Source organism: Neptunomonas sp., assembly GCF_016744175.1.
Lineage (GTDB): Bacteria > Pseudomonadota > Gammaproteobacteria > Pseudomonadales > Balneatricaceae > Neptunomonas.
On sequence record NZ_JADGEV010000032.1, the window covers coordinates 1 to 25,593 of the forward strand.

General features: G+C 42.3%; 18 protein-coding genes. 9 read left to right on the top strand and 9 right to left on the bottom strand.

The features are described from left to right. A partial coding sequence (gene ppnN, locus QZZ55_RS13985; RefSeq protein WP_293267955.1) for a nucleotide 5'-monophosphate nucleosidase PpnN occupies positions 1–1,289 on the bottom strand: 1,289 nt, incomplete at its 3' end. Positions 1,290–1,412: 123 nt separating this feature from the next. Further along, positions 1,413–2,117 carry a Sir2 family NAD+-dependent deacetylase gene (cobB, locus tag QZZ55_RS13990; RefSeq protein WP_293267956.1) on the bottom strand — a complete coding sequence of 235 codons (705 nt, stop codon included), beginning with the start codon at positions 2,115–2,117 and terminating at the stop codon, positions 1,413–1,415. Positions 2,118–2,225: 108 nt separating this feature from the next. On the opposite strand from cobB, the gene QZZ55_RS13995 reads away from it, so the two are divergent. From QZZ55_RS13995 to QZZ55_RS14010, 4 genes are all read left to right on the top strand, one after another. Continuing rightward, positions 2,226–3,611, top strand: coding sequence for a PhoH family protein (locus tag QZZ55_RS13995; protein ID WP_293267957.1), 1,386 nt, complete (start codon positions 2,226–2,228; stop codon positions 3,609–3,611). 103 nt (positions 3,612–3,714) lie between these two features. Continuing rightward, a complete protein-coding gene (locus QZZ55_RS14000; RefSeq protein WP_293267958.1) occupies positions 3,715–4,554 on the top strand; it encodes a GGDEF domain-containing protein in 840 nt (279 codons plus the stop codon). Then, positions 4,555–4,830, top strand: coding sequence for a membrane protein insertion efficiency factor YidD (yidD, locus tag QZZ55_RS14005; RefSeq protein ID WP_293267959.1), 276 nt, complete (start codon positions 4,555–4,557; stop codon positions 4,828–4,830). A gap of 95 nt (positions 4,831–4,925) precedes the next feature. Then, positions 4,926–7,124 (top strand): hypothetical protein, encoded by a 2,199-nt coding sequence (locus QZZ55_RS14010; protein ID WP_293267960.1) that lies wholly within the window; start codon positions 4,926–4,928, stop codon positions 7,122–7,124. Positions 7,125–7,174: 50 nt separating this feature from the next. On the opposite strand, the gene QZZ55_RS14015 is transcribed toward QZZ55_RS14010, so the two are convergent. Beyond that, positions 7,175–7,978 (bottom strand): mechanosensitive ion channel domain-containing protein, encoded by an 804-nt coding sequence (locus QZZ55_RS14015; RefSeq protein ID WP_293267992.1) that lies wholly within the window; start codon positions 7,976–7,978, stop codon positions 7,175–7,177. A 214-nt stretch (positions 7,979–8,192) separates the two neighbouring features. Between QZZ55_RS14015 and QZZ55_RS14020 the strand changes: the two genes are divergently transcribed. Beyond that, positions 8,193–8,765 carry a TIGR04211 family SH3 domain-containing protein gene (locus QZZ55_RS14020; RefSeq protein ID WP_293267961.1) on the top strand — a complete coding sequence of 191 codons (573 nt, stop codon included), beginning with the start codon at positions 8,193–8,195 and terminating at the stop codon, positions 8,763–8,765. An 82-nt stretch (positions 8,766–8,847) separates the two neighbouring features. Here the strand turns inward: QZZ55_RS14020 and mqo are convergent, their stop codons facing one another. Next, positions 8,848–10,329: a malate dehydrogenase (quinone) gene (mqo, locus tag QZZ55_RS14025; protein ID WP_293267962.1), complete on the bottom strand. Its 1,482-nt coding sequence runs from the start codon at positions 10,327–10,329 to the stop codon at positions 8,848–8,850. A 546-nt stretch (positions 10,330–10,875) separates the two neighbouring features. Here mqo and QZZ55_RS14030 point away from each other — a divergent pair. Further along, positions 10,876–11,118: a GrxA family glutaredoxin gene (locus QZZ55_RS14030; RefSeq protein ID WP_293267963.1), complete on the top strand. Its 243-nt coding sequence runs from the start codon at positions 10,876–10,878 to the stop codon at positions 11,116–11,118. Between the two features lie 216 nt (positions 11,119–11,334). Here QZZ55_RS14030 and recD read toward each other — a convergent pair whose 3' ends face one another. The 4 genes from recD to QZZ55_RS14050 are packed head-to-tail and all read right to left on the bottom strand — an operon-like array spanning position 11,335 to position 20,311. Continuing rightward, positions 11,335–13,188, bottom strand: coding sequence for an exodeoxyribonuclease V subunit alpha (recD, locus tag QZZ55_RS14035; RefSeq protein ID WP_293267964.1), 1,854 nt, complete (start codon positions 13,186–13,188; stop codon positions 11,335–11,337). Continuing rightward, a complete protein-coding gene (gene recB / locus QZZ55_RS14040; protein WP_293267965.1) occupies positions 13,185–16,730 on the bottom strand; it encodes an exodeoxyribonuclease V subunit beta in 3,546 nt (1,181 codons plus the stop codon). Before recB ends, recD begins: the two co-directional genes overlap by 4 nt. Beyond that, on the bottom strand, positions 16,720–20,049 hold the full coding sequence (recC, locus tag QZZ55_RS14045; protein WP_293267966.1) for an exodeoxyribonuclease V subunit gamma: 3,330 nt from the start codon (positions 20,047–20,049) through the stop codon (positions 16,720–16,722). The genes recB and recC overlap by 11 nt, the downstream gene beginning before the upstream one ends. Positions 20,050–20,080: 31 nt before the next feature. Then, positions 20,081–20,311, bottom strand: coding sequence for a hypothetical protein (locus QZZ55_RS14050; protein ID WP_293267967.1), 231 nt, complete (start codon positions 20,309–20,311; stop codon positions 20,081–20,083). 191 nt (positions 20,312–20,502) lie between these two features. Here QZZ55_RS14050 and ptsP point away from each other — a divergent pair, with 191 nt between their 5' ends. Both ptsP and QZZ55_RS14060 read left to right on the top strand, forming a co-directional pair. After that, positions 20,503–22,752 (top strand): phosphoenolpyruvate--protein phosphotransferase, encoded by a 2,250-nt coding sequence (ptsP, locus tag QZZ55_RS14055; protein ID WP_293267968.1) that lies wholly within the window; start codon positions 20,503–20,505, stop codon positions 22,750–22,752. A 158-nt stretch (positions 22,753–22,910) separates the two neighbouring features. Beyond that, positions 22,911–23,327, top strand: coding sequence for a hypothetical protein (locus QZZ55_RS14060; protein ID WP_293267969.1), 417 nt, complete (start codon positions 22,911–22,913; stop codon positions 23,325–23,327). Positions 23,328–23,330: 3 nt separating this feature from the next. Here the strand turns inward: QZZ55_RS14060 and QZZ55_RS14065 are convergent, their stop codons facing one another. After that, complete coding sequence (locus tag QZZ55_RS14065; RefSeq protein ID WP_293267970.1) at positions 23,331–24,500, bottom strand: MFS transporter; 1,170 nt, start codon at positions 24,498–24,500, stop codon at positions 23,331–23,333. A gap of 280 nt (positions 24,501–24,780) precedes the next feature. On the opposite strand from QZZ55_RS14065, the gene QZZ55_RS14070 reads away from it, so the two are divergent. Then, a complete protein-coding gene (locus QZZ55_RS14070) occupies positions 24,781–25,584 on the top strand; it encodes a response regulator (RefSeq protein WP_293267971.1) in 804 nt (267 codons plus the stop codon). The last annotated feature ends 9 nt before the right edge of the window (positions 25,585–25,593 follow it).

A 25,593-nucleotide genomic window follows, 5' to 3' on the forward strand; every position in this document is an offset into this window, starting at 1 on the left:
TGATCCAGTGACTGCATAATATCTGTATCCCCTGCCAACTCAAAAGGACCATGTTCCTCAATAGCCAATACGCCTGGTTCTTTTACATTACCGGCCACCACACCAGAGAGCGCCTTCCTAAGCTGAGCTGCCAAAATATAATCTGGCTGGCCTTGCCTAAGGTTTAATTGCGCCATTTCTTCATGTGTAGGCTCAAAAGGTTGCTGAAATTCATGAGGTATATATAACTGCCAGTTGTAATGGTAAGACTCGTCGGTTTTCTTACGATAGGCGAGCACCTTATCTAACCCCTCACTGATTTTTACAGCAACACCATGAGGATCCCCTACTACAATCTCATACCGCTCTGCAGCACGCTCCCCTATTGTGGCCTTAATGAAACGGTCCACCGTTTCAAAATACGCCTCACTACCCGCAGGGCCTGTAAATACAAGAGGGAAAGGAACATTCCTATTTTTAGGATGCAGCAGAATCCCTAACATATAGAGAATTTCTTCTGCTGTACCCGCGCCCCCAGGAAAGACGATGATACCGTGGCCTAATCGAACAAAAGCCTCAAGTCGCTTCTCTATATCCGGTAATGTAACCAGTTCATTGACAATGGGATTAGGCGACTCAGCGGCAATAATTCCCGGCTCTGTTAGTCCAATATAACGCGGTCTTTCTTTACGTTGCTTTGCATGCGCTATGGTTGCCCCTTTCATAGGACCTTTCATTGCACCAGGACCACATCCCGTACAAATATCAAAGGATCGTAAGCCCAGTTCATAGCCTACTTCTTTGGTATAGTCATATTCGGCACGCTGAATTGAATGCCCTCCCCAACACACCACTAAATTGGGCTTAATATGCGGCCTCATGGCCGAAGCATGACGTAAAATATGAAATACTGTATTGGTTATGCGCTCAGACTCAGTTAAACCATCACAACACTGATCAAGCTCATCGCCTACATATAACAGGTCACGAAGCACCGTAAAAAGATGCTCACGAATACCTTGTATAATCTCCCCATCAACAAACGCAGAAGCTGGCGCATTAATCAGCTCTAGTTGAACACCTCTGTGTTTATGTTTAATACGAATATCGAACTCACGAAAGCGATGTAGCACAGTGCGAGTACTATCCAGTTCACTTCCCGTATTTAATACCGCCAAACAACACTGGCGAAATAAGCGATATAAACCTCCTTGGCTCATATCTTGTAATTTAGCAACCTCATGTGGAGAGAGAGTATCCATGCTCTCCAAGGGCGTTACACTTGCATTGATAAAATGTTCAGTGATCATAGACGCCACCCATCCTCAAAAATAAAATCGGAGCAAACACTGCTCTTTATACATCAACATAGTTCACTTTTTATTACAGGTATATCTATAAATAACAAAAACTTATATTTTCTATGCTTTATTTTAGCCTAGTAACTCATCAACAAAGTGTGGTACCTGCTCACTTGCTGGGCCGTAAAAATGAGCTTTAAAATGAGATTCTTTACGTGAAGGCTCTAAATTAATTTCGACCGTATCGGCACCGGCCTCATTAGCCACTTCTACAAAACCCGCTGCTGGATAAACATGACCGGAAGTGCCAATGGATAAAAATAAGTCACATTGACTCAGAGCAGCATATATCTGATTCATTTGCATGGGTTCCTCACCAAACCAAACAATATCAGGCCGTAATGTCCCCTGTAATCCGCAGCAAACACACTTATCTAAAGGACCAATATTACGGCTAACTGAAGACACGAAACCTGTCTGACGACAGCGCACATTAAGTAATTCGCCATGCATATGAATAAGCGCTTCACTTCCTGCTCGCTCATGCAAATTATCAACATTTTGTGTCACAAGGAGAAAATTATCCTTAAAATTATCCTCCAATCTTACAAGTGCTTTATGTGCTGCATTCGGTTGAATGGCATCACTCAACAGTTGCTCGCGCCGGCTATTATAAAACCGATGCACTAACTCAGGGTCTCGGTGGAAACCCTCAGGAGTCGCCACATCTTCTATATGGTGATCTTCCCATAGCCCATCACTCGCCCTAAACGTACGAATTCCTGATTCAGCAGATATCCCCGCCCCCGTTAGAATAACAACTGATTGATATCCCATGTACTTCTCCAGAAAAGTTGACCACAAACGCCGAACATTAGACTATCATGAATATTGAAGGTCTATTAAGTTTGTCATTCTCTGTTTCGGCTATAAAAGGATAGAGCCATGAGCGCAACAAAACTCTATATTCTCGACACTAACGTTCTGCTACATGACCCTAAATGTCTATACGAATTTAAAGAGCAAGATGTAGCAATTCCAATGACCGTTCTTGAAGAACTCGATGATATCAAGGATCGCAAAAAAAACGTCGCACAAGAAGCACGCTATGCTATTAGAGCTATTGATGACATTTTAACCACCGCAACTTCACCATCACAAATAACTAAGGGTGTTCAAATCCCCCTCCCTGGAAAAGATCGTGAAGAGAGGCTTGGTAAGCTCAGTATTTTCCCAGATCATGAACTCACCGCACGACCCGGCTTTTTAACCAGCAACAAAAAAGATAATCTCATTATCAATTGCGCTTTACACCTCCAATCTACTACAACTCATCGGGAAGTTGTCCTCGTCACGAAAGACATCAACATGCGCTTAAAAGCATTAGGCGCAGGCCTTGAACGTGTTGAAGATTATCGTACAGATCAATTGGTATCTGATATTGACTTACTGCCCGCTGGCCACACTCATTTAGATGGAACATTCTGGGAGAAGGTAGATAAAGTAAAAAGCGTTCAGGAAAATGGCCGTACATTCCACTATGTTGATAAGTCCTTAATACCTGATGCATATATTAGTGAATATATCTTTGATGATTCTAAAGACTTTGCAGCCAGAGTTGTTGCCATTAACGACAATGAAATAGTGTTGCTTGATTTAGGCTACGAACACTTAATGCAACAAACCTGCTGGGGTATTTCACCCATTAATATCTTTCAGGCCTTTGCTATGCAGTCTGTTTTAGATCCAAGCATTGACTTAGCAATTCTGAATGGAGCAGCAGGCTCAGGTAAAACATTCATCGCCTTAGCTAGTGCGCTCGAAATGGTTATTGAAGATAAACGTTATAATAAAATTATTGTTACACGTTCAACACCGCCAGTTGCAGAAGATATTGGTTTTTTGCCTGGAACTGAAGAGGAAAAAATGACACCGTGGATGAGTGCGATTAATGATAATTTGGAAGCGATGCACGAAAGTGATGAACGCCCATTAAGCAGTGTAAAATATACTATTGAAAAGGCCAACATCCAGTTCAAGTCCTTAAACTTTATTCGAGGAAGGAGCATTCAGGATGCGGTTGTCATCATTGATGAAGCTCAGAATTTAACGCCATCGCAACTAAAAACGATCCTTACACGCTCAGGTAAAGGAACCAAGATGATCTGCTTGGGTAACTTGGCGCAGATCGACTCCAACTATTTGACCCCTCTTACATCAGGACTAACGTACATTGTCGAACGATTTAAAGGCTTTGATGGTGCAGCCAACGTTCACTTTGAAGGCATCTTCCGCTCACGGCTAGCTGAGTACGCTGAAGAGAATTTATAACAACCCAAGTTGCTGGAGATAAACTCCAGCAACTTCTTCTTATATGTTCATTCCATTTATTAACTCGTATTATGGAAGCATAAAGCAAACACATGGATTTTATATGAGCATTGACACCACATTAGCTGAGCACTCTTCAAACCCGTTAGTTGAGTACAACCCGAATGCCATTCTCGTTGTTGATAATATGAAAATAGCATATGCCAACGAAGCTGCCGGTCATGTCTTTCATACGCAAGTATCTGATCTCACAAACCTGGTTTTTGAAAGCTTAAATCAATCAGAAGAAAGCCTGAGTGCTTTAATACAACATACTCAACAAGCAATCGAATCGAAAAGCTCACACCGGCATCATTTGTCACTCATGAGCGGAGCAGGAATTCGACATTACGAAGCAACCTTTACTTTTTCTCAAGAGATGGTATACATCTTCTTTCAAGATATTAGCTCTCAAGTACAAACAGAGAGCGCACTTCAATCACAAGCAACACACGACCCTTTAACAGGCCTGTTCAATAGACAGCAGCTATTTTTAATGGGGGCTCAAGACATTGCGCGATCTAAACGTTATAAAAACTCAGTATCAATTCTTGTTGTCACCATCGACAATATGCGCCACATCAACCAAAGCTACGGTTATGCGGTGGGTGATCATGTTTTGATCAACATAGCTCGCTCTTTGAAAGACATTTTGAGAGAATCCGATTATGCTGCAAGGTTAGATAATAAGAGCTTTGTTATCTGCCTTATTGATGCAACCCTAGCACAAATAGAAATCGTCACTCAGCGGATTCAAACAGCCGTTACTAATCGAGATATTACGATTGCAGACAGCACTATTCCTGTGGAAATAACCTACGGTGGAGCGGAGCTAGATAGTGAAATCGACCATCAATTTGATGATTTTCTTTTACGTGCGGAAAAAAATTGTACCGAGAGATGAATGGTTAAAAAAGCTATAACTGCAATCTTAACGGGCCTGATTCGTATTTACCAATATGCTATCAGTCCTTTTTTGGGTAGTAACTGTCGTTTCTACCCTAGCTGCTCACATTACATGCTTGAAGCAATTGAAACACATGGTCTATTCAAAGGACTAGGACTTGGCTGTCGTAGGATCCTTAAGTGCCACCCATGGCATGAAGGAGGTATTGACCAAGTCCCCCCCGCCTGTGGTTGCCATAGTAATGAGCAATCAGAGCTTCATACAAAGAAATAGTATTGAAGCCTTCTCATAAAAACACGCTACAATCAGACTATATTTAAGCAAGCACTACCTTCAACAATAGAGCATTTTTTGAAAGGCACATTTTGATGTTTTCGCCCTTAGCTGTCATCTCAACTGTTATTCTTTATATGCTAATGCTATTTGTAGTTGCTCTATTGGTTGAAAGAAGAATTGCCAAAACGGGAACCCCGCTTAAAAGCCCTTGGATTTACGCCCTATCCCTCGCTGTCTTTCATACTTCATGGACATTTTATGGAAGTGTTGGTTTTGCGAGCACCTCAGGCTTACTATTTTTGGGTATATACGTAGGAGCACTTATTGGGATTATCTTCTGGTGGGTCACGCTACGAAAAATGGTCGCCATTAAAGAAACGTTCCGTATCACAAGCATTGCCGATTTCATATCAACTCGGTATCGACGTTCGCAGCGTATTGCAGGGTTAGTAACTCTCATTGCATTAATCGGTATCCTTCCCTATATCGCATTACAGCTAAAAGCCATTGCAAACTCATTTGATATCATCACACATGAACAAGGCTCGAGCTGGGAGTATAGTGGCCTTCTAGCCACACTGTTAATGACAGCTTTTACCATAATGTTTGGTGTAAGGAGGCTGGACCCCACAGAACGCCATCAAGGAATGATTGTAGCGCTGGTCGTTGAAAGTATTGTAAAGCTAGCGGCCTTTGCCTGTGTCGGTCTTTTTGTGTGCTTTATTCTTTACGACGGCTTTGCAGATATTAATGCCCGCATTATCGACGCTGACCTTTCACATATAACGCAGTTTGACGCAACTGAAAATAGCGCAAGTATGTGGCTAACACTCATTGTATTAAGCTTTGCAGGCATCTTTCTTTTACCCCGACAATTCCATGTAGCTGTTATAGAGAACACTGACCAACAGCACATAAAAACTGCGATGTGGTTATTTCCTCTTTATATAATTGCTATAAATATATTTGTTGTCCCCCTAGCAGCCGCAGGCCTGTTAAGCGGGTTACCCTCCGAATCAGCAGACTTCTTTGTCTTACTTTTACCACAACAAGCGGGCTATGACGGCCTCACCATGTTTGCATTTATCGGAGGGTTTTCAGCAGCTACCGGCATGATCATTATTACGACTATGACGTTGGCAACCATGGTCTCTAACCATCTAGTATTACCGGTCATTGAATCGGTTACATCAGCCCAACCATTACGAGCCTATTTATTACAAATCCGCTGGGTGTTGGTTGGTTTAATTCTTGTTTGCAGCTATTGGTTTGAACGAGAATTCAGTGATTCTTACATCTTAGTGGCCATCGGCCTACTATCATTTGCTGCCATTTTACAATTTGCACCTGCAGTTTTTGGTGGGATGTTTTGGCAAAAAGCTAACAGTGGAGGTGCGTTTGCAGGCTTACTCGCAGGCTTTTTTCTCTGGTGCTATACATTAGGTCTGCCTACATTTATCAAACAAGGCTGGCTAAATCCAGAGATTCTAACCCACGGTCCGTGGGGTATTGAGCTATTAAAACCTGAAGCTCTTTTAGGACTCGACGGGCTTCATCCTCTGACCCATAGTGTTATCTGGACTCTGTTGTTCAACGTTAGCTTTTATATTATTGGCTCTCTTATTTACCAACCCCATAAAGATGAAAGAACCCTCACTACTGAGTTTATGGCCGCGTTACAGCCGCTAAAATCTGGCCACAAAGCACGCCCAACAGGATTAGATGCTTATATAACGCTGAGCATAAAAATTGAAGAGGCTAAAAGTTTACTTTCGCAATACCTCACCACAGATAAAGCAAAAGAGTCTGTCTATACCATTGCAGAAGACCTTCAAGTACATGGCCAGACACATATCACAATTATTGAGCTTATTGAATTTCATCGCATGTTAGAGCACTTATTGGCAGGCTCCATTGGTGCTGCAAGCGCGCATAGCGCACTAGAACAAACTATCCGTTATTCAGAACGTGAATCCGGTGACTTAAAAGCGCTACATAGCCACATTGTGAACGAGTTAGGCACACAAAGCTTAGCCAAAAATAAAAATGACGATTTTGAAGATTCACTACCCAATGGTTTCGGTATGCTTTCAGACCTGCAAGCCCAAATCGACACCTTAGAAGAGACGGTTTACAACCAGCAAGAAGAGATCACAACGCTCGAAACCAAGCTTGAAAATCGTCATGAAGAAATCTTCAAGTATAGAATGGAAGCACAGCGGGCTAATCAGGAAAATGAAGAGTTACGAGGACAACTGACTCAACTACCTCGTAACCCATCAATGAAATAATTCGTATAATGATAACCGCGAAATTCGCCTTTGAATTATGTACCAGCTATTCAGCTTTGCTTATGTACATGCACATCCATTTGCGGAAACGGAATAGAAATACCCGCTTCATCAAAGCGCAACTTAACTTTTTCATTGGTGTCCCAAAGAACACTCCAATAATCAGCTGTTTTGACCCAAGGACGCACAACAAAATTCACACTGCTGTCTGCCAGCTCTGAAACCGCGATAACACTTTCTGGTTCTGGTAAAACACGCTCATCCTCAGCAAGAATCTCTGCCAGTAGCTGTTTAGCTTGCAAGAGGTTCGCTTCATACCCTATACCAAACACCATGTCGACACGGCGGGTATCACGTTTCGAATAGTTTGTAATCACACCACTATAGATAGGCCCGTTTGGCACAATAACTTCGCGATTATCACCAGTACGCATCACTGTACTAAAGATAGAAATGCTTTCTACTACTCCAGAAACACCTGCGGCTTCAACAAAATCCCCTTCTCGAAACGGACGAAACACAACCAGTAAAACTCCTGCTGCAAAATTCTTTAGAGAGTCTTGCAAAGATAATCCAATCGCTAAGCCTGCGGCACCCACAATCGCAATCAAAGAAGACGTATTTACACCTAACTGATCAAGAGATGCAACAATGACAAAAAGCAGTAATAAAGAACTTAAGATAGACGATACAAAGTTAATTAACATGTTGTCCATTTTGGACTTTTTTAATAACTTTTTAACAAGTCTCATTACTAGGCCAATAACAATTCGCCCGACAATGAATACAGCAAGTGCCGTTATAATATTAATACCCCAAGGTAAAACGTATTCATTCTGAATATTAATTAACATCTTTGGATCGAGAAATTTTTCCACCTATGACTCCTTCGTCTAATTGGCCTTATACAAGTAGGGCGGCATTATCCCGCTGTAGAGTTAAAAAACCTACCTTTAAAGGAACTTTAATCTAGATTTTCAATCGTATTTTATACAAAATCGTTTACTATAGGTTCTCCTCAGAGATACTCATACAACACATTCATCCGAGACAAAGGCTCTCTGAATAATGAAGAAATATATACTTGCTGCTGCACTTATCTCAGCGACAATGCCCGCTCTTGCAGAAAAAGGTCATATCGCTGATGATGTTTTTGTTTTCGTTCATGGCGGACCTAGCAATCAGTACAAAATTTCTGGTCGCGTTCGAAGTGGGTCATCGATAAATATTCTCAGAAAAAGTTCTGATGGAAAATTTATCCAGATTCGAACATCATCAGGCAAAACAGGCTGGGTTGATGCAAATAATGTTGATAATGGAGACAGCATCCAAATTCGAGTTCCTAAACTTGAATCAGCATTAGATACGAGCCAAGTGCTTGTAAAAGAGCAATCCACTGAGATCCAAACCCTTAGAGGTGAGCTGGATACCTTTAAAACTGAAAATGGCACCTATTCAGATCAACTCACTAAGCTGAATACTGAAATTAAAGATTTAAACCGCCAAATAGACAATATGGATGAGAGCAATCTTATGCGTTGGTTTACATATGGTGGATTAGTTGCTCTAGGAGGGGTTTTATTAGGTTTACTGGTACCTTATTTACCTAAAAAGAAAAAACGTCGTGATGATTGGCTGTAGTTAGCCAATAAGACTCTGAGCATAAAAAAGCCGACTATTGTCGGCTTTTTTTATGTACGGCATTCAGCAAAAAATACCTAAGCTAATCAAGCTCCAACGTTGAAAGTGTATATTGGCGTACACTTTTCAATAACTCAGGATTATCGGGTAGGGATTCTCCAAAAGAGGGAACCATCTCCTTCATTTTACTTTGCCACTCTGGCGAAGCCATGCGCTCAGGGAAACAGCTCCCAACAATGTCTATCATTGTATTGACTGCTGTTGATGCACCTGGAGAAGCACCCAGTAAAGCAGCTAAAGTATGGTCTGCCGAGGTAATTACCTCAGTGCCAAATTCTAACTTCCCGCCCTTCTCTTCATCCTTTTTAATAATCTGAACTCGCTGGCCCGCTTCAGCCAATTCCCAGTCATCATTCTGAGCATCAGGATAGAAGTTACGAAGCGAATCAACACGTTCTTCGTGAGACTGCATCGCCTCGCTAATCAGATAACGTGTAAGATCCATATTGTTCTTACCAACAGACAGCATTGACACTAGGTTATTAATACGGAGGCTTTTTGGTAAATCAAGCATAGAACCTTGCTTTAGGAATTTAGTAGTAAAGCCAGCGAAAGGCCCAAACAACAGTGCTTTTTGCCCACTAATAATACGCGTATCCAAATGTGGGACTGACATTGGAGGGGCACCAATAGGTGCTAAACCATAAACTTTGGCCAAATGCTTATCAACAATTGCAGGCTTTTTACACACTAACCACTGGCCACTAACGGGGAACCCACCATAACCATCGCCTTCAGCAATACCTGATAACTGTAACAAAGGTAGTGCACCACCACCGGCCCCTAAAAACACAAAACGAGAAGAAATCGTTCGCTCAGCACCTGTTTTAGAGTTTTTCAACTCAACATTCCACAACCCATCGTCTTGTTGCTCAAGATCTGTTACAGAATGGCTAAGCATTAGCTCAAAGTTGTCTTGCTGCTCAAGATGTGTCGACATATTACGTGCTAATGACCCAAAGTCTACATCTGCACCATAACGAACTCGCGTCCCTGCTATAGGTTCCATAGGATCGCGGTTTTCAAGAATCAGGGGCATCCATTCACGTAGTACACGAGGATCTTCGCTATATTCCATGTCGGAAAATTGTGGGGACTGACTAAGCGCTTCATAACGCTTACGCAAAAATTCAACATTATCTTCGCCCCAAACAAAACTCTGGTGAGGCGTAGCATGGATAAAGTTTTCTGGTTTTGGCAAAGCACCTTGCTTAACTAAGTAAGACCAAAACTGTAGGCTGACTTCAAACGCGGAATTGATGGCAAAAGCTTTACGAGTATCAATGCTACCATCAGCTTGTTGAGGCGTATAATTAAGTTCGCAATAGGCTGCATGCCCTGTACCGGCATTATTCCAACCATCTGTGCTCTCATGAGCAACATGGCCCAAACGCTCTACCATTACGATATTTATATTAGGGTCAAGCTGTTTCAAAAGCATACCCAAGGTAGTGCTCATTGCACCTGCACCTACTAACAATACATCTGCCGATTTTGCTATCATTTTGATCTTCACCATTTCAAATATAAATATGGGATCTGAAAATCACACCTGGCAGTACTGGCTCTCATAAGCAATTCACTCGGGAACCACACTGTAATGAAACTTTTGGTTTCATCAACAACCGGATGCCTGCCCCAGCATTTTCGTGCCGACTAAAAACATATGAATGTGACAATTTGTCATTCACATGGGACATATTGGCGCGAATTATACGGATTCTTTACAAAAAGTCTTGAAGAATTAGGTCTAGAGTACTGATCAATTCGTAGTATACCTAGCACCAACATACTCATTTTCAACAACCAATCATTCTTGTTAACCTATTAGATTTGTTTACTTTTTCACCAACATTGAATAATTAGTAGATATAACGGTTAAACTAATTAACAAAGAGGATGTCTACAATGTTATCCACAGATTTTGTGGAAGATATAACGACACCTTATGATTAATTTTTCTTATCTATGCTATAGCCATATATAATTAGAAAACATTACTGATGTAGTGTTTCATAATGTTATCAATACTCAACAACAGGATATAGCTATGGAACGTGTCACCATTTTCGGTAAAGAAGGATGTGGTTTTTGCAAAAGAGCAAAGCAGCTTTGTGAAATGAAAGATTTGAACTTCAAATATTTAGACATCCATCAAGAAAATATTAGCCAAGCTGATCTTGAGAAAACGATTGGAAAGCCTGTAGTCACTGTTCCACAGATATTTATAGGACAGGAGTACATTGGTGGTTACACCGAATTTTCAAACAAAGTTGCCGAATTAGGCCTTTAGGGTCTACAGTTATATACAAGAACTGATGAATGAGAAGAGCTATATGATTATTTTAAGCACACTTGCCATCGCCATCATCGCTGTGTACGCAGGGAATATTTTACTAACAGCTAAACGGAACACTGAGATGCGCCCGATTAAGATCCGCTCAGATGACAACCGGACAAAACGTCGCCGCTAAACACCTCCTCATGGCGTTAATGGGGTATCTTTTTGCTATTGGGTATCCCAGACTCTTGCAGCAAGACCACTCATTCTTGTGGTCGGCTTTTCAATGGAAGAAATAATGGTCTTCAACGAGCCATAAAGTGCACAATGTTTCTTTGCTCGGGTAATTCCGGTGTATACCAGTTCACGTCTTATTACCTTGGCTTCTTCGGCTAGAACAAGAGTTACATCGTCAAACTCTGAACCTTGGCTTTTATGTACCGTCATAGCGAACACAGTTTCATGCTGAGGTAACCGACTCGTTGAATAAGAAACCAACTCTCCTCCTTGTTCAAACCATACCTTTAGCTGTTGAGTCTCTGCATCTTCTAAAGCAATCCCAATATCGCCATTATATAAACGCAAAGAACGGTCATTACGTGTAATCATAACAGGGCGCCCAGGGTACCAGCGCCCATTCAAACTGATAAGACCACGGCTTTGTGCTTCTTTCTCAAAATTGTTATTTAAAGCCTCAACGCCAAAAGTACCTTTGCGTAAGCCACACAGAATACGAAAAGCTGAAAACTCTTTCAGTACATCTGTTGGCTCAAAGCCGCTAGCAACAGCTCTCAAGTATCTCTTGTACTTATCCAACATATGTTGGATCAACTGATCATTACCACCTATAGATACGGGTATTCGCTGTAAGTCTTCATACCCTGCGGCAAGAACAGTTTTAAGCTGCTCAGAGTCTCCCATGTTCACAGCACTAGCAAGAGCGCCGATACCACTGTCTTTAGAGAAACGGTAACTATGTTTCAAGAAAGCAACTGAATCCGCAAATGGCTGAACTCTTGTTGCCTTCGCAACGGGTAACTGGCATGTTTGATATAACAAAGCAGCCATAGACTCACTGCCAACTAAGCCTATAGGAATAGAGCACAAATCTCCTAAGACACTCCCCGCCTCTACTGACGCTAACTGCTCTTTATCTCCAATGAGAATAAGCCGTGCATGCTCAGGCAAGGCTGCCAATAAACTCGCCATAAGAGGCAAATCAATCATGGACGCTTCATCAACTACCAGCAAATCAAGATGCAGCGGGTTATCTGCATTATATTTAAAAGTGCTCTGCCCCGGCCTAGCTCCTAACAAGCGGTGTAATGTCGTTCCTTGATCAGGAATCAATTTTTTAATCCCCTCGCTCACTGCAAGTGAATCGCGCGCCATACTGATCGATTCTGATAAGCGTGCCGCAGCTTTCCCCGTGGGCGCTGCTAAACAAATAACGGGGGCACTATCTTGATTATTATGGACTTGCATTTGCAGATAGATGGCTAACATTCGTGTAATTGTCGTAGTTTTTCCGGTGCCGGGCCCGCCACTAATAATAGCTAGTGATTGTAAAACAGCGGTAGCTGCTGCAATTCGTTGCCCATCAGGTTTAAAATCACCTAGCTCACTCTGAACAATGCTATTTTCACCAAAAAGACCATCTAACTTTTCTTTTAATAAGACCGCATTAACGTCAACTAACTTAGCTCTAAGCAGTAAATCTTTTGCTACTTGGCACTCATAGCGCCAATATCGATAAAGATATAAGCGTCTCTTATCCAAGACCAATGGCGTTAAATGCTGACCATTACCTAAGATTTTACTGTCTAATAGTTCTTCTACAGGTTGTGAGGATACGATCTGAAGTGCTTCTTCGCGCAGAACCACAGGCCAAGCAGACCAGATAGTCTCTAAATTCTTTAGATTAATGCAGACATGCCCTTCGCCCAATTGCTGACTAACAAGGGCCGCTAATAAGGCCAAATTTTTTGATAGCTGAGGTTTTTGTTGCACAAGCCAATTAGAAAAATGGATATCCAATGGCCGTAAAAAACCCTGTGTAAGTAGGTCCTCAAGTAATCTCATACACAACCCTTGTTAAACAACCTATCCAGAGCATCTATCAAAGCATAATCAGGTTTAGTATAAAAAACGCCCTGCTGCGTATCAGATAGATTCATTCCACGAATAAACAGATAGTAAACTCCGCCAATGTCAGTTTCATAGTCATAATTTGGTAAGCGATTTTTAAGCAATCGATGCAACGCCAATGTATAAAGAACATATTGTAAATCATATCGATGCTCTATCATCGCTTGCTCCATTGCCGCTTGATTATAATCCTCTGCGCTATACCCCAAATGGTTAGATTTATAATCGACGATATAATATTTGCCCGCATGACGCATGGTTAGATCGACATAGCCTTTTAGCATGCCTTGTAATTCCTCAAACTGCAGCTCTCCAGCACGCACAGCCAATGGATCATACTGACGCAATAACTGATTTAACTGAGTCGCACTAATTCTTGTAAAAGGTAATACAAATTCCATCTCAACCAAGCGATCCTGCAGGTTAATATCCTTTAAGCAACAGCCTGCCTGAAGCAGAGGAACTTGGAGCGTTTGCAATACAAACTCTGATAAAACAGGTTGCCATACAGATTCAAAACCACTCAATAGCAAATGCTTCTCTAACACCTCATCAAGTTCAAGAGCTGTAACACTCACAAAATCAATTTCTTCAAATAAGGTATGTAAAAAAGTACCGGCTGTCGCACCACGGTGAAACGTGAATATGTTAAACACGCCTGTTAAGTCTTCTTCTATAGAATCTTGCTCTTCTAATACTTCAAGATCTAATGTCACTTCAGTAATGGGTTCTCGTGTATGGAACCGACTCAGTGCCGAATAACTAGTTACACGCCAATCCCGCTGAATTGAGCCCAAAAATTCTCTGGAAGTAGGTGTTTTTGACTCGGGCTCTTCATCAGAAAAAAGATCCTGCGTCCCTTGGTCTTGAATAGGCACGGGAACAGGCTGAACATTCAATGCGGGATAATCAACAGCAAATAAGTCAACGGCCATTGTAATATCTGGCTCCTTCCCCATTAATAGATAGCCCAATGCACTACTCACCGTTTTTCCTTGCTTGCTATTACGGTAACGAATATCGCTGACTCCTAAATAGCACGCATGCACCGCACGTGTGATCGCCACATAGAGTAAGCGCAAGTCCTCGGCTAAACGCTCTTTTTCAACCTGAGCATCAACATTCTCATCGGGCGCTAAACTTAAAACGGTATGCCCTTCTTCATTATGGAACAACGATGAGGTGCTTTCTCTATACCGGCAAATAAAGGGTAAATATACTAACTCATACTCCAACCCTTTAGATTTATGGATAGTAATTATTGTTACGCGAGAACGATCACTTTCGAGATGCAGTTGCTGTTCTGCTGAGTTTTGATTAGGACTAGCGAGGTGTTCAGCTAACCATCGAATAATACCCATCAAACCTTCTACTTCTTGGCTCGCCTGTTGTAACAATTCACCTAGATGTAGCAGGTCAGTCAAACGACGCTCACCGTCAACAGCCGCAAGTATTCGACAAGATAAGCCTCGAGTTGCCAACATGTTATGCAGCATGGGCAAAACACCTAAACGTTGCCAGTGCTCACGATACTGCTGAAACTCTTCCACCAGCGCTTCCCACTCCAACTCACTTTGGCATAAGTGGTCTAGTTCCGACATATCTAGATGGAACAGCCCTGTTGCCAATGCTGTACGCATCGTGCGCTCGTCTGTAGGCTCAGCAATCGCTTGTAAAATATAAAAGAGTTCACGTGCCTCAACAGTACTAAATACACTTTCACGGCTCGATAAGAAAACCGAATCCACACCACAGCTACGTAATGCTTGCTGGATCTCTTTGGCTTCTTTACGGTCACGAACGAGCACAGCAATATCTGCAGGCAGAACAGGCCGCTCTCCTATCCGGTAAAGCCCAGAAGATAAAACAGACCCTATATGCTGAGCACAGCCCAATGCATAGCGCTTCAGATAATCAGCAACACTAAGAGCGTCTTCTGTCAGCCAAAAATTTAACGATGATTGAACGTCCCCATTACATGTAAAAGGCGTTTTATCAGCCTGAACTGATGCCTTTGCCGTATAAAAAGGAATATCCTGGTCATAAATAAATGGAGACTGCACATAAGAAAATAAAGCATTCACTGCCGTAACCATCGCCGTTGAGGAGCGCCAGTTGGTATCCAGTGTGTAATGAGCAGAAACCTGCTTACGCGCCTGCATATAAGTAAAGATATCAGCCCCGCGAAACGCATAAATAGATTGCTTAGGATCACCAATCATCAGTAAGGCAGAAGGTGCTGCCGGATAGATTTGATTAAAGATTGCATATTGCAACGGATCCGTATCCTGAAACTCATCAATCATAGCAATTGGATACTGTTTACGAATAGCATCCGCCAAGCGCTTACCATCACTTTTACGTAATGCGTAGGCTAATTGCGTTAACAGGTCATCGAATGCCAGTAGCTGGTGACGCGCTTTTTCTGCCTGTAAACGTCGTTTCACTTCACCAATGGCCTGAGAAGTCACTACTGCTTTTACGGGCACACGCACATCAAATAAAACATCAACCTGCTGAAAGATGGGGTGGCTAGGAGGTGGGCCTTTAGGGCAATCTTCAGTAATCACTGAGTTACGAAAGTAGTTCAACTTATCCCAAGGTACATGTACCATTTCACCTTGTGCATAAGCCGACACCGCTTCTAACCAATTGGGTAAGTTACGCTTACTGTAACGCCTCTTATTAATACCTGAAGCATCAATTAAAGGGGCTATATCTGAAACAGACTCTAGCCAGACTTGTTTAAACGAATTTAGAGCCTTGTTTTCAGCCTGCCAACCTTGCTGAAGATCGAACTGACTATAGTCAGGCTGCTGTACAAGCTCTGGTATTGCTAAAAACCCTCGAATGGCAGGCAGTAACATCTCAGGTGTTTTGAACTGCTGCAGCATAAGTGCAGCTAAATCATCAGGGGCCTGATAAAAAGCATCTCGCCAGTAATCAAGAAGTGCCTGGCGGATAAGTGGAGCATCATCCGTTGTTAACTCCTGATTAAAGAGAGCACCACTTTCAAAGGCATGCTGTTTAAGCATACGCTGGCAAAAACCATGAATAGTAAAAATTGCCGCCTGATCCATTTCAGCCGCAGCAAGCTCTAGTAACCTTGCTTTATCCTGATGCTGTGTAGTCTGCTCCAACAGACGGGACAATAACGGATCAGCTGTCTCTCCACTCATAAAGGCTTTACGTGCTTCTCGTATTCTCTGCCTAATTCGATCTCTCAGTTCTTGGGTGGCTGCTTCTGTAAACGTTACCACCAAAATCTGCTCAACGCCCAGAGGAGTCTGTAGTTCTTGATTGCTGGACTCATCGACTAACACATCAACTTCGCTCTTTACTCCAGCGCCAAGCCCTAATAGCAGACGCAAATATAACGCCGCTAAAGTGTACGTTTTACCCGTACCTGCACTCGCTTCAATCAGACATTGGCCTTTTATTGGAAGTGTAATCGGGTCAAGAAGTTTAATGGTCATCTTTATCCACTTCTAAGTGGTTCATCATTTCGCCAAATAGTTGCTCGGAATATGCAAAGATGCCGGGTGCTACCATTCGCCACTCTGGGTAAACCCTGCGCACATATGGGTTGTTGCAGTCTCCACCACGATCACTTTCAAAACGGATTTGAGCATCTTTTCGTGCTTTTTCTTCGTCCTTTTGACGCAAGCTTAACCATTTCCAAGCAGGCTCCGGTAGCCAGTTAAGCGGCAAACGCTGCCCCTCTAAGTACACACGGATCAAGCCACTTAACTGCGCATGTGCTACATCAGCAGCCAGCGGCTTAAAGCTAAACTGCTCACTCAATCCGCGGTACACCGTACGCTCAAAGAAACCTGCGGCACAACTCGCTAAATGTTGAACCCACGTCATGAAGCGATGCCTTCCTGAGACTTTGGACACATCATATTTCAATACACCAGTTGAGTAAGCATCAGTAATCCACCCTTGTAATTGTAAACCAAGCTTTATCTGATCAAACGCAAGCTTTACTTCCAGTCGACGAGGTTTCCCTTGCATCAAGGGCTTCATTTTTTCGTAAAGGTCGTCGATATCATGAGCTCTTTTAGATAGCTCCAAATCACCTGCTTTTCCAACAGGGAGTATTCCTGACTTTCGGATATATTGTGCTGTTGTTTCTAAACCATCACCACGCACAGCCGCCTGTAATAATGATTTTCGCATGGTGTAATCAGTCAATGGCTCCAAACTAAAAGGCTCTTCATCTGACAGCACCAGTTCATCATCACGGAAATAAATCTGCATTCTTTTCTGGAAAAAATATTGAATGGGGTGTCGATAAAAAGCGACCAAATCATCTAATTCAAGCAAATCACACTCAACTTCAGATAACTTCCCTTTAATAAAGCTTTCTACTTTCGGTTGTATATTTTGAGGAATAGCCCAACGAGCGTTATAACTAAATAAGCTATCAGCAGCTTCGTCAAAATAAGCATGACTGTAAGCGGTTAATGGGTGCTCTATTAATATATGTTCTTGAACTGAGCCACCCTTCGAGGAACTATCTAGTCCCTCTATTCGGTATGCCTGATCACAAAATTCCAATACTTCACTGACTAGCACCGACGGCACACGTTTAGAATTATCAGCGATCGATCGGCCAACGTAACTAATATAGAGTGCTTCACGAGCAGACAGTAAAGCTTCAAGAAATAGATAACGATCATCATCTCTGCGTGACCGGTCTCCTTTGCGAGGGTGATCAACCATGAGATCAAACCCCATCGGCGGCAAGGAACGCGGGTAGTCACTATCATTCATACCGAGCAAGCAAACAACTTTAAACGGTATAGCTCGCATGGGCATGAGAGTACAAAAATTAATTTGGCCCGATAAAAACCGTTGTGACGATCGCTGGCTCGTCAATTGCTCATGAAGGCAGTCTCGTAATATAGCGACATCTATTTTTTGCTCATACGCCACTTCCTGAAAAGTTTCCCGTAACGACTCAAGTGCTCGATAAATTAACTCCAGAGCCTCATGGTCACGTTCATCGGGCAAGTACATTGCACTAAGCACCTCCTGGATCTGAACAATCCAGTCGCCCAATAAATGCTCACCGGTAAAGCTATTACGGTATTCATTTAAAGACGCTAAAAAAGATGACAACTGTCCCAGTGCCGTGGCAGACAACCCGGCGACCCCTTCATAAGGAGCAATGCCATTCCAAACAGTATCAGTTTCACCTAGTGCATAACCGCTAAAAAGGCGATCCATGCCAAAATGCCAACTATTTTGCTCAAAAAACGCGCCTCCTATATCTGCACGAGACGTTTTATCTAATCCCCAATGAATACCGGTTTCACTAATCCAGTAACGGATGTTTTCAAAATCTTCCTGCTCCAATTCGAGACGCCGCAAGGTAGCAGGCAGCTCTAATAATTCAATGACTTCAGAGACAGTAAAACGACTATTATTAATCCCAATAAGCTGCAGGAAGCTGCTTATCAAAGGAATTTCCTGCTCAGCAGAACGGTCAGAAATGGAGTAAGGAAAAAAATGTTTATGTTCAGCGTTACCAAAAACAGCATCTATGTACGGAGCGTAATACGCCACATCAGGCATCATCACAATAATATCGCGCGGTTTCAGCTCCGCATCATCCTCGAACATAGCTAATAACTGATCTTGTAACACTTCCACTTCACGCAATGCACTGTGAGAACAATGTAACTGAATACTTTTATCGTTCTCAGAGAGGGTCAATGGTAAAAGATCAGAATCGGTAGCGTCTTGAGTTGAGCGTTCATTATTAGGTTGATCAGTAACAGATCCTCGATTATTGAGATCTAAGATATCTGTCTGTAGCGCCCCCAAAAGCGTCATATAGCCTGGCGCATTAAACAAGCCAACTTCTGGCAACTCCATCTGCTGTATAAGGTGAAGGTAGTCCCGCCCCAGCTTACCCATTGATGCTAATAATGGGTGTCCTACTTGATAATGTTCAAGCGCCGCGGGGTTATGGCCTCCCTCAGCCTTGGATAGCCACATACGGTTCAACCTAGCCAAATAGCCGGGGTCGACAATATCTCCCCAATAATGTCGGCACGGGTTAGCCAACATCAAATGGACATCAATTTTTTGCCCTAATGCTGCCAGTGCTTCAATATAGTTTTGTGGTAGCGCTGAAATACCAAAAACAAAAATTCGTTGCGGCAACCCGGTAAGAGATGCTTGCTTGTCGTTAAGTGCACTAATAAATGTTTCGTACATATTGGCTCGATGCCAATGCGGTAACTCTCGACTATCTGTATCCGCTACAATGGCACGCCATAAAATAGGTTGCCAACGCTGATCATCTCTACTAGCAGGTTGGTCATCGCCCTGCTCCCACGCAGCAATCCAGTCAGGACGATACACAAGGTACTGATCATAAAGATCAGCCACGCGCGCGCACAGATGATAAAGGCGCAGCGGTTCATCATCTTGATTGAGGTACTGTTTAAGTATAGAGAACTGATCATCACTAAGATGCTCTGGAAGTATTCTCATTAAGACCCATGTGATTGCAGCCTTATTGTATGCAGAACGCTCTGGTACATCATCTAGCGCGGCAACGAAAACCTTCCATAAAAAGCTAGCAGGCAGCGGAAATTCTATATTTGCGGCAATACCCAAACGGTCAGCCAGCTCTAGTTTTAACCACTGCGCCATGCCCGGGCTTTGAACAAGAATTTGATCAGCAATAAATGGATCAGATTGAGGATCGCTTTTGATCATCTCCACCAGCACATCACGCAGGGTATCCAACGCGTTTGAGTGATAAATCCTTAGCATGAGTCTACCCTGTATTGTTTATAGGTTATCCCTACCCTACTGGTTGCGCCTCAGAGATTACCCCCTCAGTATCATCAATATTCAGATGTTTATCGACAAACACGAACCCACCATCAGTGGTCCATACATCTTTTCCTTGCTCAACCCTAATAACACCATTAAAACGCTTACCGAGGTAAGTTACCGCATCTTCTAATGTATCGATGTCGCATAGCATTACACCGCCACGATCATCTTCCGTAGAAAACAGAAAACTTTTCACTTGAATCTCCTGCTTTTGTTATCAAAAAAGCTCATACGAAGCGTAAATAGTGGTATGAATAAATGCATATATCCTACTCATACAGAATACAGCATCTTACTGGAACTCAATTCCAGCAGCCATTGATAAATAAATGTTTTATGTGCGATTATAAGTTCTTCTCCCTGTCAGAATCCATACAGGACGTATGCATGCAGCACTCATTGGCAACCTTAACAACACTTGTTCAAGAGATATCTGACGCCGAAAATGCAATGACTGCAATGCAAACAATTGTAGCGCGCCTCAGCCAATTGATGGACGTGCCAGTGTGTAGCCTATACCTCAAATCACCTGCGCGCTCTAAACTTATCTTAGCGGCAACACAAGGCTTATCAAAGAGCTCTGTAGGCAAAATAAAATTAGGATTAGATGAAGGTTTAGTGGGCGTTATTGCCTCAACTAAACACTCCTTCAACCTTGCAGATGCACCCTCACACGACAAGTTTTTACTTTTTCCAGAAGCCCAAGAAGCACCTTACAAACAGTTTATGGGTGTACCTCTCATCCATCTGCGCCAATTAATCGGTGTTATTGTTGTACAAGGAAAAACAAACAAGCCCTTCTCCCAAGAAGCTGAAGCATTCCTTATAACAATTGCATCTCAGTTAGCAGCAACACTTTACAACATCCAAAAATCAGGTGAGTGGATACCAAAGCGACGGCCAGGAAAACTCTATAAACGCTTTAACGGCATTGTTAGCTCATCAGGCGTAGGGATTGGTGAGCTGGTCCATATCAATACGCATATAGACTTAAAGGTCGAACCCGATAAAGCCGCTTCTAACCTAGAAGCTGAGCAGGATATATTTGAAACAGCCTTACAAAAGGTTATTGACGATTTAGAGCATGGTGCCAATAAAATAAAAAAGGATTTACCAGAAGATATTGTTTCTCTTTTTTCTGTCTACCGGATGATGCTTGAAAGCCCAGAACTAAAAGACGGCATTTTAGAAAGAATCCAGTCGGGCAACAGTGCCATGTGGTCTGTCAGGGAAACTGCATTTGAATTAGCCACTGTATTTGAAATGGCAGATGATCCTTACATGAAAGTGAGAGGGGAAGATGTCAAAAACATAGCCATCAAGCTTATGACACAAATGGCTAAGCGCGAAAGAACAACCTCACCGGATAGCCGAACTCCGATCATTATTGCCGGAGACTTAATCAGCATCACAGATTTGTCTGAGTATAACTCTTCTCAGATCCAGGGCATTATCAGCACGTCAGGTTCAGCACTATCTCACACCTCTATTGTGGCAAATGCACTAGGTCTTCCTGCGGTCATGGGTGTTTCTGAGCTTAACCTCAAACGCTACCGAGGCCAACTTAGCGTAGTTGATGGCAACCGCGGTGAAGTTGTTATATCGCCGCCCAAAGAGATGGTTAGAGAGTATCGCCTACTTGCTAAACACGAGCAGCAGTTCAACAAAAAATTAGCAAAGTATAAAGATTTACCCGCCGTCACCCTCGATGGATTTCATGTCACACTGCACACAAATACCGGCTTACTAGCCGATGTCTCGCCTGGTCTGCAAAATGGAGCTGAGGGTGTTGGACTGTACCGTTCTGAAATCCCATTTATGGTACACGACAGCTTTCCTACAGAAGAAGAGCAATATCTTGTCTACAAAGAAGTAATAGATGCCTATAGCCCTCGCCCTGTATCGATGCGTACTTTAGATATTGGTGGAGATAAGCAGCTTCCATATTTTTCATTCAAAGAAGAAAACCCCTACTTAGGCTGGAGAGGTATCCGTTTTACGCTAGATAATACCGCTCTACAAGTAACGCAAATTCGCGCTATGCTCCGCGCAGCACATGGCCGTGACAACCTTCAAATTCTCGTTCCTATGGTCAGCAGAATCGACGAGATAAAAGCAATAAAGGACCTTATTCAACAATCCTTACTTGAACTCAATAAAGAAGGGAAACAAGTTAGCAAGCCTAAATTAGGCATTATGATAGAAGTACCCTCGGCTATGTTGCTTTTGGATAAAGTCGCACCTTATGTTGACTTCGTCTCCATAGGCTCAAATGATTTAACCCAGTACCTACTTGCAGTAGACCGTAATAACCCAAAAGTTTCGGGCTTATTTGATCACCTTCATCCTGCGGTTCTTGTTGCACTCCAGATGATCAAAAGCAAGTGTTCAGAATTAAATTTACCCGTTTCTTTGTGCGGTGAAATGGCTGCTGACCCTGCTTCTGTACTCTTACTCATTGCTATGGGATTTGATCGACTCAGTCTAAGCGCGCATAAAATCCCCAAAATAAAATGGCTTATACGCCAACTCAAGAGAGAAGACTTATTAAAACTATTGATCAAAGCAAACGCAGCTGAAGGAGAGGTTGAAATACGTAAGTTACTTTCTAAAAAAATCAAAGAGCTTGGCCTGTAACCATAATAGTTTCACACACCCTCTCAAAACCAGTAGTCTATTTTTTTGTTTTTTCCAGAAAATTTAAAACTTTTTTTATAGAAAGACTCTATATCTATGGATGGTGTAGGTTTTTTTCATTAAGATGAAGGTATATTTAACTGCAGTCAGGTAGTATCGTGCAGCCAAAAACAACTATATCTACTGATAACATCTATAAATTCTACGCCCTCACGGGACTACTCTCCACAATAACTCTCATAGTTCTTTTCTTTCAATTAACCGAGGAATACAACACCCGGGTTTTTGATCGTTATATTAAAGCGTCTGTTCTTGAAGGGATCAGAGCACCAACACTCGAACAGAAAGTTACTCTTCAAGTTATTGAACGCCAATCCGACTTAGATGCATCAAATAAGCAGTTTTATTCAATTACATTGGGCGTGCTGATTGGCTGGAGTCTTTTATCAATGATTATTGGATTCTGGCAGTGGCACACCAAAATCCAACCTATACATAATGAAATAAACCGCCATGAGCTAATAAAACTAAAGCATGAAATAGTACGTTTAAAGAAAGGCCCGCACCCTTTTTAAAACCTAAGATGCAGTTTGTTTGATTCTTTTTGAAAAGAAAACAACAACCAGCATAGCCCAAACTACTACAGGTATCATGAGAGCATTCATAGTCTCCCACCCCATGCTAACCTCCAGCCAGCCGGCACTTAATGCTGATATAGTAACCATACCAAATACTAAAAATTCGTTTGTAGCTTGAGTTTTAGCGCGTTCCTGTTCAACGTAGGCCCCTGTTACAAGGCTAGTCGCACTTATAAACATAAAGTTCCATCCCAAGCCCAACAAGAATAAAGCACTCCAAAAATGCCATTCTGTTTTTCCATTAAGGTTAATAAAAATACACGCCAACATTATTACCCCTCCCAAGAGCATCATAGGAGTGGTTCCAAAGCGCTGAATTAATCTTCCAGTAAAGAAAGAAGGCAAGAACATGCCTAATACATGCCATTCGATGACCCAAGCGGTTTGTGGAAACGAAAAACCACAGCGAGCCATTGCCAAAGGAGTTGCTGTCATTAATAAGTTCATAACTGTATAACTCACCATACCGACCACAACAGCCACTATAAAAACTGGTTGCGTAGCAATCTCAAATAATGGCCGCTGCCCTTCCTTATTCGCCACCGAGTTACTAGTGCTGGGAATAGACACCCCCATTAGCAACAACAACGCGATTACATACAGTCCAACCAAACCAACAAAAGAACCGACAAACTCTTGGCTAATCCAATCTCGGCTTTCGACAGCTAACGCAGGACCTATAATAGCGGCCAAGACGCCACCAAACATAACCATCGATATCGCTCTATTTTTATGCTCAGGCTCACAGGCCTCGACAGCAGCAAAGCGGTATAAAGTACCAAATCCAATCCCGACACCTAACAATGTCGTACCAACACAAAAAAAGAAGAAACTTTGATACATCAACGCTACGGCAGAAACAATCGCTCCAATAATGCCGACCGAGTTCCCTAAATAGAAACCATTCCGACGCCCAATACGCTGCATTATTAAAGAAGCAGGAATGGTAGCCAACATCAACCCAACAAACTGCATCGCAATAGGTAAAGTGATAAGCGCATCCGAAGGAGACAAGGACTGCCCTATCAGTCCATTTACAGAAATTAACAGTACGTTACCTGTGCCTAATAACGCTTGGCATAACGACAACAACACGACACTGCGATTCATTTAATCTCCTGATAACATGCTTTATTTGGTCGACAGTATGGCAATAGGCAAACCTATCAGCAATCATAAATCCAATTATGTAATTCCTATTGAGCGCGATTTAAAGACTCCAAAATTTAGTACACCTTTAGTATCAACTCCAACAAACCCAAGCAATTTCTTACCAAAAAATCCACTAAATTATTTGAGTATCAATCACTACCTCATTACGCAAAACTCCAAAACGGGTGCTAAACTTATCCATTAAGAATACTCGATTACTGTCATATAGAGACTCAATATGAATTTTTCGGAATTGTTTGTACTCATCATTGAACCATCTAGAGTACAAAGGACCATTATTATTAACCACTTGAAAAGTTTTGGCATAGACAACATTGACGAGTTTAGTGATGGGCGCTCAGCTTTAAATGCAATCCGCCTACAAACTCCCGATATTGTACTATCGTCTATGCACCTTCCCGACATGACAGGGACAGATGTCGTTAATGAAATGCGACAAGACCCTAACCTTAACGAAATTACTTTTTTGCTTGTGTCATCGGAAACTCACTATCGATACCTAGAGCCGATAAGACAAGCAGGTGCGATTGCTATTTTGCCTAAACCTTTTTCTCGCCAAGATTTAGGCGTAGCCCTACAAAGCACATTACATTATCTAACCGATCTCGATACACCGGATGAAGACAAAACAGAAGCATTTGAAAGCCTGCAGATATTGCTTGTTGATGACAGCAAAGTATCACGTAAATATTTACATAAGATTCTGGATAATTTAGGCATTCACGCGGTTATTGAAGCAGCGGATGGAGCAGAAGCTCTAAAAACACTCAACCAGCAAACCTTTGATCTTATTATCTCAGATTATAATATGCCCCATGTCGACGGCAGGGAGATGGTTGAATATATCCGCTCTCATGGAGAGCAACCTTCCATCCCAATAATGATGGTCACATCCGAGCAAAACAAGAGCCAGCTAGCGGCTATCCAGAGCGCAGGAGTATCAGCGCTGTGCGCAAAACCTCTTTCGTATGATGTCATGAAACAAATGATTGAACAGCTTGTACTAAATAACGAGCATTAACACTGATCC

Bases quoted from the DNA above. Each gene is read 5' to 3' on its own strand.
- QZZ55_RS14020 (WP_293267961.1), top strand. From the start codon at position 8,193: ATGAAGAAATATATACTTGCTGCTGCACTTATCTCAGCGACAATGCCC.
- cobB (WP_293267956.1), bottom strand. From the start codon at position 2,117: ATGGGATATCAATCAGTTGTTATTCTAACGGGGGCGGGGATATCTGCT.
- QZZ55_RS14015 (WP_293267992.1), bottom strand. From the start codon at position 7,978: ATGTTAATTAATATTCAGAATGAATACGTTTTACCTTGGGGTATTAAT.
- QZZ55_RS14030 (WP_293267963.1), top strand. From the start codon at position 10,876: ATGGAACGTGTCACCATTTTCGGTAAAGAAGGATGTGGTTTTTGCAAA.
- recD (WP_293267964.1), bottom strand. From the start codon at position 13,188: ATGAGATTACTTGAGGACCTACTTACACAGGGTTTTTTACGGCCATTG.
- mqo (WP_293267962.1), bottom strand. From the start codon at position 10,329: ATGATAGCAAAATCGGCAGATGTATTGTTAGTAGGTGCAGGTGCAATG.
- yidD (WP_293267959.1), top strand. From the start codon at position 4,555: ATGGTTAAAAAAGCTATAACTGCAATCTTAACGGGCCTGATTCGTATT.
- QZZ55_RS14000 (WP_293267958.1), top strand. From the start codon at position 3,715: ATGAGCATTGACACCACATTAGCTGAGCACTCTTCAAACCCGTTAGTT.
- QZZ55_RS14065 (WP_293267970.1), bottom strand. From the start codon at position 24,500: ATGAATCGCAGTGTCGTGTTGTTGTCGTTATGCCAAGCGTTATTAGGC.
- recB (WP_293267965.1), bottom strand. From the start codon at position 16,730: ATGACCATTAAACTTCTTGACCCGATTACACTTCCAATAAAAGGCCAA.
- QZZ55_RS13995 (WP_293267957.1), top strand. From the start codon at position 2,226: ATGAGCGCAACAAAACTCTATATTCTCGACACTAACGTTCTGCTACAT.
- ptsP (WP_293267968.1), top strand. From the start codon at position 20,503: ATGCAGCACTCATTGGCAACCTTAACAACACTTGTTCAAGAGATATCT.
- recC (WP_293267966.1), bottom strand. From the start codon at position 20,049: ATGCTAAGGATTTATCACTCAAACGCGTTGGATACCCTGCGTGATGTG.
- QZZ55_RS14070 (WP_293267971.1), top strand. From the start codon at position 24,781: ATGAATTTTTCGGAATTGTTTGTACTCATCATTGAACCATCTAGAGTA.
- QZZ55_RS14010 (WP_293267960.1), top strand. From the start codon at position 4,926: ATGTTTTCGCCCTTAGCTGTCATCTCAACTGTTATTCTTTATATGCTA.